This is a genomic window from Nostoc sp. S13 (assembly GCF_029379315.1).
Classification (GTDB): domain Bacteria; phylum Cyanobacteriota; class Cyanobacteriia; order Cyanobacteriales; family Nostocaceae; genus Nostoc.
In genome coordinates this window covers 1-16,543 of record NZ_JAQYWQ010000079.1, presented here as the reverse complement: position 1 = coordinate 16,543, position 16,543 = coordinate 1, and the positions used below count along the sequence as shown (strand labels likewise).

The 16,543-nt window shown below is 43.8% G+C and carries 18 protein-coding genes; 3 read left to right on the top strand and 15 right to left on the bottom strand.

Features of this window, described 5'->3' with window-relative positions:
- Window positions 1-164: 164 nt before the first annotated feature.
- Together PUQ00_RS21880 and PUQ00_RS21875 are read left to right on the top strand one after the other, a co-directional pair.
- Entirely contained in the window at window positions 165-554 is a 390-nt protein-coding gene (locus PUQ00_RS21880; protein ID WP_300420695.1) for a DUF120 domain-containing protein, read from the top strand.
- Window positions 538-1,377 carry a class I SAM-dependent methyltransferase gene (locus tag PUQ00_RS21875; protein WP_300420692.1) on the top strand — a complete coding sequence of 280 codons (840 nt, stop codon included), beginning with the start codon at window positions 538-540 and terminating at the stop codon, window positions 1,375-1,377. Before PUQ00_RS21880 ends, PUQ00_RS21875 begins: the two co-directional genes overlap by 17 nt.
- Here PUQ00_RS21875 and PUQ00_RS21870 read toward each other — a convergent pair.
- Both PUQ00_RS21870 and PUQ00_RS21865 read right to left on the bottom strand, forming a co-directional pair.
- Window positions 1,355-2,080 (bottom strand): gamma-glutamylcyclotransferase, encoded by a 726-nt coding sequence (locus PUQ00_RS21870; protein WP_300420690.1) that lies wholly within the window; start codon window positions 2,078-2,080, stop codon window positions 1,355-1,357. The two genes, PUQ00_RS21875 and PUQ00_RS21870, sit on opposite strands and share 23 nt — an antisense overlap.
- 43 nt (window positions 2,081-2,123) lie before the next feature.
- Entirely contained in the window at window positions 2,124-2,747 is a 624-nt protein-coding gene (locus PUQ00_RS21865) for an rRNA large subunit pseudouridine synthase E (protein ID WP_300420733.1), read from the bottom strand.
- Window positions 2,748-2,996: 249 nt separating this feature from the next.
- Here PUQ00_RS21865 and hisC point away from each other — a divergent pair, with 249 nt between their 5' ends.
- Window positions 2,997-4,067 (top strand): histidinol-phosphate transaminase, encoded by a 1,071-nt coding sequence (hisC, locus tag PUQ00_RS21860; RefSeq protein WP_300420687.1) that lies wholly within the window; start codon window positions 2,997-2,999, stop codon window positions 4,065-4,067.
- 29 nt (window positions 4,068-4,096) lie between these two features.
- Here hisC and PUQ00_RS21855 read toward each other — a convergent pair whose 3' ends face one another.
- The 13 genes from PUQ00_RS21855 to PUQ00_RS21795 form a co-directional block, all read right to left on the bottom strand.
- Window positions 4,097-4,636, bottom strand: coding sequence for a GNAT family N-acetyltransferase (locus PUQ00_RS21855; protein ID WP_300420684.1), 540 nt, complete (start codon window positions 4,634-4,636; stop codon window positions 4,097-4,099).
- A gap of 154 nt (window positions 4,637-4,790) precedes the next feature.
- Complete coding sequence (locus tag PUQ00_RS21850; protein WP_300420681.1) at window positions 4,791-5,354, bottom strand: NUDIX hydrolase; 564 nt, start codon at window positions 5,352-5,354, stop codon at window positions 4,791-4,793.
- A 38-nt stretch (window positions 5,355-5,392) separates the two neighbouring features.
- The gene (locus PUQ00_RS21845) at window positions 5,393-5,659 is read right to left on the bottom strand and encodes a histidine phosphatase family protein (RefSeq protein WP_300420730.1); all 267 of its coding nucleotides are present in this window, start codon (window positions 5,657-5,659) and stop codon (window positions 5,393-5,395) included.
- A 254-nt stretch (window positions 5,660-5,913) separates the two neighbouring features.
- Complete coding sequence (hpxZ, locus tag PUQ00_RS21840) at window positions 5,914-6,300, bottom strand: oxalurate catabolism protein HpxZ (RefSeq protein WP_300420679.1); 387 nt, start codon at window positions 6,298-6,300, stop codon at window positions 5,914-5,916.
- A 310-nt stretch (window positions 6,301-6,610) separates the two neighbouring features.
- A complete protein-coding gene (locus PUQ00_RS21835) occupies window positions 6,611-7,864 on the bottom strand; it encodes an MFS transporter (protein ID WP_300420677.1) in 1,254 nt (417 codons plus the stop codon).
- 27 nt (window positions 7,865-7,891) lie between these two features.
- Complete coding sequence (locus PUQ00_RS21830; RefSeq protein WP_300420675.1) at window positions 7,892-8,668, bottom strand: sulfite exporter TauE/SafE family protein; 777 nt, start codon at window positions 8,666-8,668, stop codon at window positions 7,892-7,894.
- A gap of 9 nt (window positions 8,669-8,677) precedes the next feature.
- The gene (locus tag PUQ00_RS21825) at window positions 8,678-9,334 is read right to left on the bottom strand and encodes an HAD hydrolase-like protein (protein ID WP_300420673.1); all 657 of its coding nucleotides are present in this window, start codon (window positions 9,332-9,334) and stop codon (window positions 8,678-8,680) included.
- Between the two features lie 773 nt (window positions 9,335-10,107).
- Window positions 10,108-11,070, bottom strand: a complete 963-nt coding sequence (locus PUQ00_RS21820) for a DMT family transporter (protein WP_300420671.1) — start codon at window positions 11,068-11,070, stop codon at window positions 10,108-10,110.
- Window positions 11,071-11,253: 183 nt separating this feature from the next.
- The gene (locus PUQ00_RS21815) at window positions 11,254-12,636 is read right to left on the bottom strand and encodes an LLM class flavin-dependent oxidoreductase (RefSeq protein ID WP_300420669.1); all 1,383 of its coding nucleotides are present in this window, start codon (window positions 12,634-12,636) and stop codon (window positions 11,254-11,256) included.
- Between the two features lie 69 nt (window positions 12,637-12,705).
- A complete protein-coding gene (locus PUQ00_RS21810) occupies window positions 12,706-13,299 on the bottom strand; it encodes a glutathione S-transferase family protein (protein ID WP_300420666.1) in 594 nt (197 codons plus the stop codon).
- Window positions 13,300-13,352: 53 nt separating this feature from the next.
- The gene (locus PUQ00_RS21805) at window positions 13,353-14,048 is read right to left on the bottom strand and encodes a hypothetical protein (protein ID WP_300420664.1); all 696 of its coding nucleotides are present in this window, start codon (window positions 14,046-14,048) and stop codon (window positions 13,353-13,355) included.
- 111 nt (window positions 14,049-14,159) lie between these two features.
- Entirely contained in the window at window positions 14,160-15,074 is a 915-nt protein-coding gene (locus PUQ00_RS21800; protein WP_300420661.1) for a TauD/TfdA family dioxygenase, read from the bottom strand.
- Window positions 15,075-15,449: 375 nt separating this feature from the next.
- Window positions 15,450-16,250 carry an SDR family oxidoreductase gene (locus PUQ00_RS21795; protein WP_300420659.1) on the bottom strand — a complete coding sequence of 267 codons (801 nt, stop codon included), beginning with the start codon at window positions 16,248-16,250 and terminating at the stop codon, window positions 15,450-15,452.
- Window positions 16,251-16,543 lie beyond the last annotated feature (293 nt).

Genomic DNA, 16,543 nt, shown 5'->3' with positions numbered 1-16,543 from the left:
CGTGACGCTATCAGTCGGGGATTCAGACCCGCGACTTTCTTGTTGACCACCAAATTTTCTTGTTTTGTGGGGGTCTTAAACCCAATTATTCATCCACCAGTCGTACAGAATTCATTCTGGATTCTGATTCCTGACTCCTGAATTATGTTCAATAATTAAGATATATGAAAATCTTGAAAGGTAAAGTTGTCAGTGGTTTAGGAAACTTTTCTTACTGGATTGAGAAACTCCATGAATATTACTTGAGAAAAACGGGAATGAAATTTTTCCCTGGAACTTTAAATATTCAGCTAGATCAACCTTACCATCTTCCAAAAAATGTAATTCGTCTGGAAAAGGAAGAATATGGAGGGACTGTTTCTGTTAGCATTGTTCCCTGTAAGATATTTGGAAGAGATGCTTTCATCTTAAGAACAGACAAAAACAATACTGAGAGTGGAGATCATCCAAAAACAATTATTGAGATAGCTTGCGATGTTAAACTTCGCGAACTATATAATCTTAAAGATAATGACTTGATTGAAGTTGAGATTTCCGATGTCAGATTTATCTGAATTAAAGAATCTGCTTGCAGATGAAGCGTTAATCCATTACGCGAGTGGTCGGGAGCAAGAGCGGTTATCAAAAGGTGCAGGTTTGCTGGAATTAGCCCGAAGCCAAGAACTTATTAGCCGCTACCTACCGCCTCCACCCGTAGTGATTTTCGATGTTGGCGGTGGCGCTGGCATCTATTCTTTTTGGCTGGCTCAACAGGGCTATGAAGTCCATCTCATTGATGCGATGCCTTTGCACATAGAGCAAGCCCGACATTTGTCTCAAGCTCAACCAGAATATCCTTTAGCTAGTTTCGCAGTTGGAGATGCTCGTCAACTAAATCGGGCGGATAATAGTGTTGATGCTGTTCTCTTACTTGGGTCTTTGTATCATCTGACTGAGCGCACAGATCGGATTATTGCTTTGCGTGAAGCTCATCGCATCTTAAAAACTGGAGGTTTTGCTTTCGCGGTGGGAGTTTCTCGCTTTGCTTCAACCTTAGATGGATTATTTCGGGGACATTTAGATGATCCAGAATTTGCAGAGATTGTTAAACAGGATCTGATTGATGGTCAACACCGCAACCCAAATAACCATCCTAATTACTTTACAAAAACCTTCTTTCATCATCCAGAAGAACTCAGAGCAGAGGTTAAAGAAGCGGGTTTTCATTCTGAAAAGATTTTCGCGATTGAAGGGCCAGGCTGGTTACTACAAAACTTTCAGGAACACTGGAATGAGCTAGGTCGCCGCGATCGCCTTTTAGAAGCGATTCGTTGGTTAGAAACCGAATCTTCTATATTGGGGATGAGCGCTCACATCATGGCTGTTGCCCGTAAATAGGTGGTAAAGTAGAGCGATCGCTATTAACTAAAAGCGCTTGTTGTTTTGCCAGCACTTGTTTCCGTAATAACAGCAATTTTCTCTCTTTAATGCCTTCTGCGATTAATCCATCGACAGTTTTCATCAGATAATCAGCGCAGGAACCCAATTTTCCCGATGCGGTGGCAATACTATTAACAGTGGTTGTTAATGATATCTGATCAGCGTACCTGGGATGTTGGCGATTGGCAACAAAGGCGATCGCTTTGAATTCTTCCGTACCATCAAACACTTTTACCCAACGAGCAACGTAGACACCAGCCACCATCTCCCGTCGCCAAATCAGCAGTAATTCGGATGCTACATCAGCAGCAGCAATTCGATAAATAATCCCACGACAACTACCGCCCCGATCAAGTCCTAAGAGTAATCCGGGATTCTCTGGAGTGCCGCGACCAAGGATCATCCATGTACAAAAGCACCGATGCCAACCATAAATGATGCCAGCACGGCGCTCGACGTATGTGATTAAGGGATTCCAAATCAGGGAACCGTAGGCAAATATCCAGATATCAGAATTTGGTGGTTGGTGTTGTAATGTATCATCGAGCGATCGCTGTAACTCATCTTCACTCAGGGTAGTTAGCTTGATTCCAGAGTGTGATGCCTCTAAGAGTCTCGTCTGTTCATTTCCGGCTTCGAGGTCGCTACGACTGAGTAACATAATCTAGATTATTTCCTTTTGTGTAAATCTTTAATAATTCCTGTTAGAGAGCATTCCCCTTTGGAGGAAAACTTTTCGATTTATTGAAATTATGATGCATAAATTGGAGTTCAGATGTGGTGAGGTCGCGCCATTGACCCAATTGCAAGTCATCTAATTGTAGGTGGGCTATGCTGACCCTGACCAGCCGTAAAGTCGGAAACCCTACAGCCGCAGTCATCCGCCGTACTTGGCGGTTTTTTCCCTCTGTCAAGGTCATTTCCAGCCAAGCTGTCGGTACATTTTTGCGAAATCTAATCGGCGGGGTGCGTTCAGGTAGCTGTGGCTCTGTTGGTAATAGCCTAACTTCTGCTGGTTGAGTGCGGTAGTCTTGAATTTCCACCCCTGTTTGCAACCTTTTTATCGCATCTGCATCTGGAATTCGCTCTATCTGTACCCAATAAGTACGTTTATGACCAAAACGCGGATGGGCGAGACGATGTTGTAATTGCCCATCGTTCGTTAATAACAGCAACCCTTCACTATCCCAGTCTAAGCGTCCCACAGGATACACATCAGGTACATTAATATAATCTTTCAAGGTGCTATGTGTGGCAGCATCTTTTGTAAATTGGCTGAGAACGCCATAGGGTTTGTAAAAAATAATATATCGGTAATGGTTTGGCATGGGGCATGGGGCATTGGGCATGGGGCATTGGGCATTGTTATTCTCCTACTTCTCGCTTCTTTCCATAGGGGCTAACGAGTGCTTGCTGGGCAAAATTATGCAAGGATTTAGGCATCATATAAAAATAAAAAAGATTGAATGCCTAGTCAACTCCTAACTCCTAACTCCTAACTCCTAACTCCTAACTCCTAACTCCTAACTCCTAACTTCTAACTTCTGACTTGTAAAAATTTGTTTTTTCCATGCCCTATGAACAACTACTTTCGCTCCAATGTTAATGCAATGGCTAGCTACATTCACGGTGAGCAGCCCCAACGCGGTACACAGATTATTAAACTCAACAGTAACGAAAACCCCTATCCTCCTTCCCCTACGGCACTGGCTGTACTACAAAATATCGATGGCGAGTGGTTGCGGCGATATCCAGAACCTTTCGGGGGAGAGTTCCGGGAAGCCGCAAGTAAAGTTTTAGGAGTTCCTAGGGATTGGATAATTGTCGGGAATGGCAGTGACGAATTGTTGAGTGTAGTAATTCGAGCCTGTGTAGAACCTGGAAAGAAGGTAGTTTATCCAATGCCAACTTACGTGCTATATCGCACATTAACAGAAATGCAAGGTGCGGAAATTATTGAGATTCCCTACAGCGAGGACTACAGTTTACCTTTGGAAGAACTGGTTGCTGTCGATGGTTCTGTCACATTCATTGCGTCGCCTAATAGTCCATCGGGGCATGTGGTAGCAACAAATGATCTGCGAAAATTAGCCAGCCAGTTATCTGGAGTTTTAGTTATTGATGAAGCATATGTCGATTTTACCGAAGAGAATGCATTGGCTTTGGTAAAGGATTACGAAAACGTCATCGTAATTCGCACACTTTCTAAAGGGTACTCATTGGCGGGATTGCGGCTGGGGTTTGCGGTGGCGAATCCCAAACTGTTGCAGGGATTGTTTAAGGTGAAAGATAGCTATAACATTGATGCGATCGCTTGTGCAGTTGGCACGGCTGCTATTACCGATCAAGCTTATAAAAATGCTTGTGTAACAAAGATTAAGGCATCACGGACTAAGTTAGCAACAGAGTTAAAACAATTAGGTTTTCATATTTGGGATTCTCAAGCTAACTTTTTGTTGGCGCAGCCAAGAGAAGTAAACGCAGAATATTTATATCAAAAACTCAAGGAACGGGGAATTTTAATCCGCTACTTCAAGCAGCCTGGACTAAATAATAAATTACGCATTACTGTTGGTACTAATGAACAAAATCAGGCTTTAGTGGAGGCGTTGATTTATTTGTTAGAGAGTGGGGAAGAGAGGGTCTAAAACCTCGACTAGGCCTTGAATTTTGACTTCTATGCTTCTGAGAAATTGCTTGTTGTAAAAAGTTCACTTTCTGAGCGCTGCACAGCATATATATAGTGCGGTATGTCGCGCCAGAGTGTCTCCTGAACGATTTTGAGGCCGTTCTTCTCAGCTACACGCCGAGAGCGGATGTTTTCAGGGCGAATCAGGGAAATGATGCGAGCCTTATCCAGCACGTTAAAAGCATACTCCTGGCAAGCAAATGCGGCTTCAGTTGCGTAACCTTGCATTTGTTGGTCACGGCGGACATGATAACCAATTTCGAGTTCTTGGTGTCCCTCTACCTCCTGCCAAACCAATCCACAGTCACCGATTACCTCGCCGGTTGCCTTGAGAACCATCGCCCACAACCCGAAGCCGTGCTGTGCATAGTTGCGGCGCTGCCGGTCAATCCACTTTTGCACCATTTCGCGGTCAAACGGCTTTGGGTAGTAGCGCATCGACTCTGTATCGCCCAGGACAAGCAGTAGCGCGTCGAGGTCAGAAAGCGTCATTTCCCGCAATAATAGGCGTTGGGTTTCCAATATCATTGGTAAATCCTCCTTTAGCCATTGTCTAGTTTATCTTTGCCTGGTATGTAGTAAGCACTTCAGTGTTTATAGCGCGATTAAATGAAATTGTTACAGTCATATATCTTTTATCCTTTCATGATGGTTATTGAAAAAGGCAACTATAGCTAGATGACTAATAAAATTGCACTTTACCAAGTTTTTTTAGAGCAAAGAATAATGAACTAATATGTAATGTTTGCAGCAATATACCATTATCAATACCTTCAATTACCTTTTCTATGGGTAATAAAACTACATCAATTTGTTCTGTAATGTCTAACTTTAAATCAGATACACGTTCTACATCTGTTGCTAAAAAACAATGGGTTAAATTGGTATGATTAGCTGGGTTTGGTGATAATATACCAGTTTCAATAAAATTATTACTAGTGTAACCAGTCTCTTCCAATAATTCGCGTTTTGCAGCTTCCACTGGTAAAACATCTTCAGCCTCTACAGTACCGCTAGGCAATTCTAGAATTGTTTTTTTCAGACCGTGGCGATATTGCTTTACTAAAATAACTTCCTGATTTTTGGTTAAAGCTACAATATTTACCCACGTTGGATATTCAAGAACATAATAGGGAGCAACTATTGTTCCGTTGGGCATTTGGCAAATATCAGACCGTACTGAAATCCATCTATCTTTTACTACATGTCTAGATTTTAATACAATCCAATCAAATAAATGTACCATATTTAAACCTCTATTTATCTACTTTTTAAAGTAATTATTTATAATGATTTTAAATCTGGTAAAGGTAGTACTCTAGCCATCGGATGCTCAAGTTGTTGCCAGAAATGAAATGGTTTTTTGCCAGTACAAGCAACAAGAAATAGCGTCATAACAGTGCCGTGCGTCACAATCATCACATTACCATTTGGGGTTTTAGCAATAATATTTTCTACAGCTTGCTGGAAACGTTGATAAGCTTGTGTTGCTGTTTCTAGTCCCATCACTAATTCATCTGGCTTGGCGAAAAAAGCAACTAAAGTTTCAATAAACTTTTTTCTTCTACAAAACTAAGATTACTACAATTATGTTCATGTAATCCTTCCATAACTTCAACTGATTTATCAAATTCCTGGTTATATAGGAATCCTACTTGAATCTTGCTCAGTATACTGAGAAGGAAAGCTCTGTATGTCAAGTTTCTAGGCAGCTTATTTGTTCAAAAATCAAATATGAGTCCTATAGGTTGAAATGCGATAGATATCTGGGGCAATTTCGGTAATGCTAGTCATAGTTTTAAAACTCACACTGGCAATAATGAAACATGGGCTGAAACAACTTTCCATCCTTCAGTAAACCTGTACCAAGTCTGGCTTTGTCGCCCGAAACGTTCTACACCATTAATATTGCGGCGAAACTCTAAAGTCACTGTTGCTGCATCTTTTCCAAAGGTTACAACCTTGAGATTCGAGATTTCTCGCTCTATTTTTGGGTTTGGCCGATTCTGACGAAAGTTACGAACTTCATCGCCACCATAGAGGTTTTCTGTAATTCCGAACCGCACTACTTCGGGCGCATCCCAAAACAAGCTATCCATCACCTCCAAATTGTTATTAGAAAGGGCTTCTTCATACTTAAGGTACAAATCAGTTACTTCAGTTACAACAGTAAGGTCATTTATAGTAGTCATTGTTGTTACCAATTTTTAGTGTTATGGCTAGATGATGGACTCTTTCAAATAGTCAGAGCTATTTTTCTAGGACTTACGCACGAGTTACGGAATCACGAACCGCAGAGGCGCTGAGAAGCCAGTGCGTTGCGGGGGTTCCCCCCGTTGTAGCAACTGGCGCGACACGGAGAGAAGTCGGAGCGGCGGCTTCCGCCGTTAGCGTCACGCAAAGCGAGTCCGCGAGCGTCTCTGAACTTCTCCCAAGGGGAGACGCTGCGCGAACGGTGGAAATCAGAGTTTCAGAGATATTTTGCGTAAGTCATATTTTCTTTTAAACTCCTTCAGTACGTAGATTCAACCGAACCAGATCGCGGAAGGTGGAGATTTGCTGCATAAAGAAAATTGAGCCTGCAATACAAATACTTGCACCAAGGATGACAGTATTGCTACTACCAATTTTACTTGCTAGTGCGCCAGCTATTAAGTTGCCTATAGGTACTGCGCCTGTAGATGCCATAACGTAAAGACCTGTAATTTGCCCACGATTTTCATCGCTCACCAACAACTGAAGCAGAGTGCGTCCGGCAATTATCTGCAAAATAAAGCCGAAACCAGCCGCCAACAAGGAGAGCAGCGAAAGCCAAAATACGTGGGATAGGGCAAAGACAATCAAGCTTACCCCCATAAAACCTATGCCCAATGCTAGAATTTTACCCGACTCTAGTACATTGCTATGCTTAGTTAAATAGATACCACCAGCTAAGGTTCCCAAACTGGAAGCTGTCATCAAGAAGCCGAAGGTGTTAGGGCCGCCCTGCAAAATCTCTTTGGCAAAAATCGGCCCCAAAGCTAAGTAAAATCCCCAGACGCAGCAGACTAAAGCTGAACCGATCAAGACTGATCGAATTGGCAAAAACCCAAAGGCATAGTTAAAACTAGTTTTTAATTCTTCTAAAGGTTTGCGTGTGGAAATGACGGCTTTTTTGGGGACAAGGTTCATTACAAGAAGGGCAATAATTACGGCGATGTAACTGATACTATCGAGCAGAAAACAAAGCCCCGATCCCACGGCCACAATCAACAAACCTGCGATCGCAGGGCCAAGCATACTCGTCACACTTACCAGGGAAGAGTATAATGCAAAGGCATTACCGAGATTTTCCTTACCAACCGTTTCTGGAACAAATGCCTGCCGAGTCGGAATATCGAAGGCGTTGATAATCCCTTGCAGCACACCAAGAATTGCAATGTACTCGATATTAATCGTATCGCTTAGAGCTAGCCACGTTAGAGCCAAAGACTGAAACATTCCTAGAACTTGGGCAACTAGTAGAATTTGGTGACGATTCCAGCGATCGGCGACGATTCCACCCAGAGGAATCAACACAAGCGTGGGAATTTGGCTGGCAAAGCCCACTAGACCGAGTAACCAAGGGGAATCGGTGAGGCGATATACTAACCAACTAGTAGCCACTTGAGTCATTGACGTACCAATCAGAGAAATTGCCTGACCTATGTAGTACAGGCGAAAATTTCTGGAACTAAAAGCACGAAGCATAATCTGCGATTTTCTTGATGCTTCCATATATCACCCCTGAGTAGTTCTCAGTTCTTAACCGTGAATAAAAAAGTAGGCAGTCATACTGAAAGCAACAATCATCACAAATTTCCGAATTAAGTGGGGTTCAAGTTTACGAGCATAATGGGCGCTTAAGTAACCACCAAGAGAGCCACCTACTGCCATCAAAATAGCTTGATGCCAAGCAATCACACCTGCAAAAATAAATGGAACGATCGCAATCCCATTGATACAACTCCCTAAAAATGTCTTAAAAGCATTCATTTTGTGAATACTTTTGATGCCTAAAAATGTTAGAGTTGCCAGCATTAAAATCCCTAAACCTGCGCCGAAGAAACCGCCATAGATTGCGATCGCTAGTTGAGCCAGTACCAAATTAAATAAGGGTACAGATTCCGGTGATGTATTCTGGCTTTGACGCTGCAACCACTTTTTGAAAGGTTCACCAAAGGTAAACACTAGGGTTGCTAGCAGCAATAGATAGGGAATCAGCTTTTGAAATACATCTGGCGATGTATATAACAAAGCTATGGAGCCAATCATCCCACCAACTAAACTGACACCACATAGAACTAAAAAATCTCGCCGCTCGATGCCTAAATCTTGACGATATGCTCCAGCACTGGCTAGAGCCGCCACCCATATAGCTGTATTATTCGTGGCATTAGCTGCGATCGGCGGTACACCGGTAAATATGAGAGTTGGAAAGGTGATAAAGCTTCCACCACCCGCTACAGCGTTTAACCCGCCTGCAATGAAAGCGGTACTAAACAGAAGTAAACTATGGAAAAGTGTTAAAGATGGCGGCATTATTTTTAATTACAAATTACGAATTATTAATCTCGGAATATCACTTGGAGAATGGGCAATGAAGTCAGCACCATGAGCTTTCAATTCCTCCTCAGTTCCATAGCCATAGGTAACGCCAATTGAAGCAATGTAATTGTGCTTGGCTCCAATGATGTCATGAGAGCGATCGCCTACCATCACCACAGTGGAGGCTAAAAGTTTTTCTGTTAATAAAATATGGTAAATTAAGTCGCCTTTAAGGCTCCGCGTTCCGTTAAGTTCACTACCATAAACATCATCAAAAAGCAACGATAAGCCAAAATATTCAATAATCTGCCGAGCATAAATGTATGGTTTAGAAGTTGCAACAAAAGTTTTATAACCAGCAAAACGAATAGCTTTTAGGATTTCTGGAATCTGGGGATAAAGGAAGTTTTCAAATAATCCAATGGTGGCAAAGCGACGACGATACAGTGAAATGGCCTGTTCAATTACTGTGTCATCTAAGGTCTTGAGTAACTGCGAAAAGCTGTCTTTCAGTGGTGGGCCAATACACCAATGCAATTGATCAGCATCCGGTGGTTTGTAACCGAGTTCAGATAGAGCATATTGAATGCAGCCAGTGATCCCAAGTTTAGGATCTGTCAACGTCCCATCTAAATCAAAAAGGATAGCGGAGGAAAGCATGTTTTATACTAATTCGTAATTAAGAAAGTCAATTTTAATCTGGGTTTATAGGTCTGTATCTCTAGCTTTATTTAGGATGATTGGTATTACATAAAGCGGTTTTCGTTTATATGCAATAGATTTTGACCTCTCTCCAAACCTCTCTCCTAAAAGGAGAGAGGCTTTGAATCTTACTCCAATACGCTTGGTTAAGGGTAAAGCTGTTGCTGCTTGTTAAAGTCAATTTTTTTAACGTAGACGCAAAGCGGCTTCCCGCAGGGTACCGCTAAGGACGCATTCGCGTAGCGTCTCGTAGAGAAGAACGCAAAGAGAAGGAAGAAATGCTTAACTCAACTGTATTGAATCTTACTCCCCTTCCCTACAAGGGAAGCAGGGCTGTTTGATTCCATTTCAAACAGGATTTGTCAAGATGGTTAGCGAGAAAATTGTAAGTAAAAGTGACCCTGAGATGAACATTTAAGCACTTAAATATCAGTAAGATAGTTCATTTTATCGGCACGCTGGTAACAAAATAACTAATTTTTAATTGCTATAACCCTTGATTTTTAAAGCTTTTTAGGGAACGAAACAGCCCTGCTACAAGGGAAGGGGCTGGGGGTTAGGTATGTATATATTGGACTCAACTGAGAAGTGCTGTAAAGTATTCTAAAATCCCAATTCCCAATGCCCAATACTTCTCTACGAGAGGCTGCGCCAACAACAAAGCTCAGTACAAGTGCCCAATGCCCAATGCCCAATGCCCAATGCCCAATGCCCAATGCCCAATGCCCAATTTAACTCCTAATTTTGAGCGATTTAACAAAGCCTTCGGCACTAAGCAACGCGATCCCCAATGTGACAACACCAATCCCCACGATCTGAATCACGTTTAAAGTTTCGCTAATGGTTATCCATGCAACTAGCGCCGTCAATGCTGGACTGCTAGAACCGATTATGGAGGCGGTAGATGCGCCAACCATCCGAATCCCCACATTGTTTAGAGTGTGTCCGACAAAGCTGACTAGACCCGAAAAAATGCTGCCAATCCATAGGGGTGTCCAGTCAAGTTGGGCGGGAGCAGCTGGCCAAAACAGTAAGCTAATACCAGAAAGCAGTAGAGTGGAGGCAAAACTGATCCAGGTAAAGGGAACTGGATGGAATTTTTCTAAACATTTTTGAGCAATGATGCAATAAAAGGCGTAAATGATCCCAGCGCCAAAACTGGCAAAAATGCCGATCGCAATGGTATGACTGCTGTAAGTGGCAGAAGATTGGGGAATGGTGAGAGCGCTTCCTACCAGGATAATACCCATCACCAGCCAACGGAACAATGTGGGGCGATCGCCAAAAAACCTCCAAGACAGCAGCGCTGTAAACACTGGATAGGTAAAGAAGAGGGTCAAGGCAATGCCTGTGGGAATCAAGCCAATAGCAACGTAGAGTGAGGCAATATAGACAAACATCAGCACTCCACAGCCAAGAGCTTGGATTAAAACATCCCTGCGCTTGCGGGTGAACAAGTCTTTTAATTCTGTCGAAGCAGATGGATATAGCTTGAATGATAGAGATGCCATGAGTGGAACCACGAGCAGCATTCGCATGAACATCAGCAAGAATGAATTCTGCAAATCCGGTTTAACGTATCCACCGAGTAAAAATAAACCTAGTACGAGATGTTCTGAAAACAAAACTCGGACAGTAACGTTGTGAAACGTCAAAACAAAGGAGGATAGAAGAACCGTCAAGATGCCCAACACGATAAAAAGTTTCCTTAGAGACGACTTGATTGTATTGTTAAAACCACTGGAATAACAAACCAGATGAAGTTTGAGGAAATCAAAGCCGTCGCTTCAAAAACACTGCCAGACGGTTAAAGAGACGCGATAAATCGCCGTCTCTACTCTTAATTTATCCATCAATTATTTATTGACAGACTACTACTATACAAAGGAACCGGCGCTCACAGGTTCAGAAGCAGTCGGATTTATGCTGAACTGGTTCACCGGACGGGGCAAACCAAGATTTTCGCGCAGGGTTCGCCCTTCATACTCAGTACGAAATATTCCTCGGCGTTGCAGTTCTGGAATTACCAAGTCCACAAATTCATCTAAACCTCCAGGCAACCAGGGCGGCATGATATTGAATCCATCAGCCCCACCATTGACAAACCAATCTTCTAACTGATCGGCAATGTGTTCTGGTGTTCCGAGAATCGTTCGATGTCCTCGCGCTCCTGCAATCCACAAATACAGTTGCCGGATTGTTAAATTCTCTCTGCGGGCCAGATCGGTGATCAGCTGCAAGCGGCTTTTGCCACCGTTGGTATCTGGCAGATCAGGTAAAGGCCCGTCTAGGGGATACTTAGACAAATCATGGCCACCCAATAGCCCAGAGAGCAGCCCTAATCCTACCAGGGGATGGATCAACTCCTGAAGTTGCTCATATTTATCCTTAGCTTCCTGCTCAGTCTTACCAATTACCGGGAATACTCCTGGCATAATCTTCAGATGGTCAGGGGAACGTCCGTATTTAGCCAATCTCCCCTTGACGTTGGCATAAAACGCTTGAGCTTCTGCCAGTGTCTGCTGTGCAGTGAAGATCGCCTCTGCTGTTTGGGCAGCCAAATCCTGTCCAGCCTCGGAAGATCCAGCTTGTACGATTACTGGATACCCCTGCGGTGGACGCGCCACATTCAGCGGCCCGCGCACCGAGAAATATTTACCCTTGTGGTGGGGAATATGCAACTTTTCTGCATCGAAGTAAATACCTGACTCCTTATTGTGGAGGAAAGCATCGTCTTCCCAACTGTCCCAAAGTTTGGTGACAACATCCACAAATTCCCTCGCCCGTTCATAGCGCAGCGAGTGTTCTAAGTGGTTTTCTTGGCTGAAATTCTGCGCTGCGGCTTCAGCAGCAGAAGTTACAAGATTCCATCCAGCCCGACCACCGCTCAGATAATCCAGTGACGCAAACTTGCGAGCGAGATGAAAAGGTTCATCATAGGTCGTTGATAATGTCGCCACCAACCCGATATGTTCTGTCACCGCAGACAGAGCCGACAACAAGGTTAAAGGTTCAAAGTGGACACTGAATTGTCCTGAACGGCTAAAAGCCTCAGCCCCTTGCCCTCGATCCCAGACGGCTAAACCATCTGCGAGGAAAAGCATATCAAATTTGCCCCGTTCAGCCGTCTGTGCCAGCTGCTTGTAATGTTGGAAGTTCAAACCTCCGTCAGCCTGGGCGTTGGGATGCCGCCATGCTGCGACGTGATGACCACTACCGGGTAAAAATGCTCCGAGTTTAAGTTGTTTTTTCGTACTCATATTTCTATCTGCGAGGGCGTACTTATGCTTTTTTCGTTCTTTTGTTTGCAACGGCGAAAGTGTTAGTTATTAGGACTCTGGTATTGTTGCTTGTATGGAGGGTCGTTTAGAGAATTCATCGTACCAATGGGCAAGCTTTGGATATTTCTGTCGCCATTGCAAATCAGGAAGACGGATCTCTAGTCCAAGTGCAGAGGCGAGGGTTATATGAGCAAGTTTAGGAGTTTGGTCGAGGTTATCTGATATCTTCTCGAAGTAGTCCAAAATTCTCAACGCCCGCTTTTGCTCAAACTCGATCACCCCAAAAGACTGCTCACTGTGGGGACGCCTTAACTCCCGTACCCAGACAGCAATACCATCTATGAACCCACCAGTCATACCTTCAAGTTGCTGTAAAAAGCCATTAGAAATGTCAGCAACTAGTTTGATCTCAGGATTTAAGTGATTCAGATAGGCGCATATTATACGTGTTTCACTCAAGATAAATCCGTCGTCAGTCGCTAGCGTTGGAACTTTACCTGTAGGGTTGTAATTCAGTAGCTCGCTGTTCGGATCTCGTGCAATGACTTTTTGGGTTTCGATGCGATCGCACAGATTCAGTTCTAATGTTACTATCCGTGCAATGCGTGCATAAGGTGAGTTAGGTGTATAGAAGAGTTTCATAAAAACCGCGATCGTCATTAGATACTGGGTTCAAATGTCTATCGTTTTAACAATTACGAATTAGGATGATTTGCTCTGAAGAACAGAATCGGTTCTGCCAAATTATTGTTTTTCAATAAAGCATCGGCATACTGCACAGGATTAGATTCTGCAAAGTAGATTCGTTGTGCGGCATGATATCGCTGACGATATAGACGAACTGCGTTTTCCCAAGACCCAAGCCGTGCTGCATCCCTGTCTACCCCACGCTGCTCGGCCACCTCAAAATCTGTATCTATATAGATACGATAGTCAAAGTAAGAGACAATCTCTGGTCGTAGCAGAAAACTGGCAGCAAAAAGAAAAATATCTCCAGGATTGGCTTTATTAAGTGCCTCTTCCACTGGAGCATCTGTTTCCAAGTCGAACCCACGTGCCTGGTAGATTAAATTACCCCCAGGCCCGAGTGGTTCAAGCACAAGCTTTTTGAGGAGCGGATAGTTGTAGGCATCAAAATAGTAGCCTTCAGCCGACTCACGACCTCGGCGATGGCGCAGGTAACGTGGGTTATGGAAATCATCCACTGCAATGTGAACAGAACTTCTTCCACGTCTGGTTAATATCTGCGCTAGTTCCTGTGCCAAAGTGGATTTGCCACTAGCAGTAATGCCTGTCACCGCTACTTGCAGAACACGAGAAAGCAGAGCCTCAGCACGCTCGACTAAAGTCTCCGCTATTGTTTCCAAAACAGTAGCGCGTGTATCACCCATGCATCGCTCCTCTACCCAAGTATGGGACTTGCGGTTTACTACCAACGAAAGTTTAGAATCTTCTACTTCATAGAGATTGTCTAGCTGGTATTTTATTTTTACGCAAGTCCCTTACGCAGTCACCGCCTCACGTCGATTGTACTCAGAAGCGTCTCCTTTGATCGCCTCACTTTGTTTACCATCAATGCCAACTGGGAGGTCGCCGACAATTGTGACTCGTTGAACGCGGCGGGGCTGGTCGCCGTAATCTGCGATCGCATAATGTTGAGTAGCCCGGTTATCCCAAAAGGCGACGTCACCAACTTGCCAACGCCACCGGACTGTGTTCTCAGGACGTGTGATGTATGCTTGCAACAGTCGGAGAATGTCATCTGATTCAGTTGTTGATAAGCCACGGAACTGGCGCACAAATCCGCCGATGAATAGCCCATGTTCACCGGATTCGGGATGGATGCGTACAACTGGATGCAGAGTCTCGTATACAGTCGAGGTGAAGACAGCCCGGTAAGCCTTGGCATCTTCAGGTAGGTCAAATGCAGTTGCATAGTCGAATTTGTTGCTGTGTACTGCCCAGAGTTGGTCTGCGAGATTACGCACAGGGGTAGGTAAATCTTGGTAGGCAGTCACGGAATTTGCCCAAATTGTATCGCCTCCGGTTGGGGGAATGTCAAGCGCTCGTAAGATAGAGCCGAGAGGAGGACGGTCTACAAATGTCACATCGGTATGCCAGGTATTGGCGCGGGAAGTGGTGCGACCATAATTCAGGTCTAAGATTTCTGGATTTTCTGGCAGCGATGGTACGGTGGGGTGGGCTGTAGTCAGTTCACCGAAACGACGAGCAAAAGCGACCTGTCCATCAGCATCGAGTTGTTGCTGACCACGGAAAAAGATCACTTTGTATTTGACTAGAGTCTTGCGAATATCGCTGATGATGTGATCGCTGAGGTTAGAACTCAGATTAACACCAATAATTTCAGCACCGATACGTCCTGCAACTGGTTTAATGTCAAAGTGTTGAGAACCCATGTTTTTTATCTCCAAGAAGTTTATGTTTACTAGCCCTTTCAAGGTGGGTAAAAATTTTGCTCAAGAAACTCTTCTTTAACCTTTTGACTTGATGTTCTCTGTGCCTAATAAGGTTAAAATAAAAGATTTTTTAACCGCAGAGACGCAAAGAAGCCAGTGCGTTGGGCGGGTTCCCCGACTTGTTCGCGTAGCGTCTCCGAATAGGAGAAGCAACTGGCGCGACGCAGAGAGAAAAAAGAGATTTTACAAGTCATTTTGAAAGGACTAATGTTTTTACTTAGGTCGTCAGCAGTCATTAAATTTTGGATTTTAGATTTTTCTTTAAATCCAAAATCCAAAATCCAAAATCTAAAATTGAATGATTCCTTTTATCTGCTAAACACCAGGGGTAGAGCCGCCATCAACGATAATCTCTGTTCCTGTAATTGATGCAGCTAGATCAGACACTAAAAATAACGCCAGCGCCGCAATTTCTTCTGGCTGGGCGATTCTTTTTAAAGGAATACTTTGGATGTTTTGTGCCTTTACTTCCTCAACGGTGATCCCTTGCGCTTGGGCGTTCTGCTGGGCTAAACGTTCAGCACGCTCAGTAGCTGTAGCACCGGGCGATATGGCATTAATCCGAATTTTATACTCAGCCAACTCTTTAGAAATGCCCTTTGTGAAGTTGAGCAGAGCCGCATTGCTTGTGCCACCAGCTAGGAAGTTAGGACGAGGTGTACGTCCTGCACCGCCGACTATATTCACAATCCGGCCATCACCGCGACTTTTTTGATGGGGGACGACGGCTCTAACTAGGCGGATATAGCCCAATAATTTTAAGTTCCAAGCATCCAAAAATAAATCATCAGTGGATTCTAGGAAAGACCCAGCACGGGCTGAACCAGCATTATTAATCAAGATATCAATCTGACCAAACTGGGTCAAGGTGGTTGAAACAACTTTCTCAATATCCTCAGCTTTTGTGAAATCGGCGCTGATGGCAATCACTTTCGCGCCAGGCGTCGGTAAGGATTGGATGTCAGCTACTGCCTGATCTAAGCGTTCTTGATTGCGGGCTGCGATCGCTACATTCACACCTTCACTATAGAGGGCTTTGGCAGTGGCTAAACCAATTCCCGCACTTCCTCCTGTAACAATCGCTATTTTACCTGATAGTTTTAGTTCTAAGCTCATACAAAGTTACCCTCAAAAATCTAAGTAATTTACTTGCGAACCAATAACATTGCTGATTGAGAGCCTGTATTGTGGATATCGAAAATGGTTCGACTTTCCCCTGATGTACAACCCAGAAGTATCTTGATTTCTGTATCTCGCTTTTCCAAATCAACACTACAAATGACGGCAGTTACTGTTTGACTAGACAAGCTACCTATCCAAACATCAATATCATCTCCATCTCCAGAGCTATAGGAATCCTATTTGAGTTTTGAACAAGCTCCGTACATCTGAAGAGTGGCAAAGTCAAA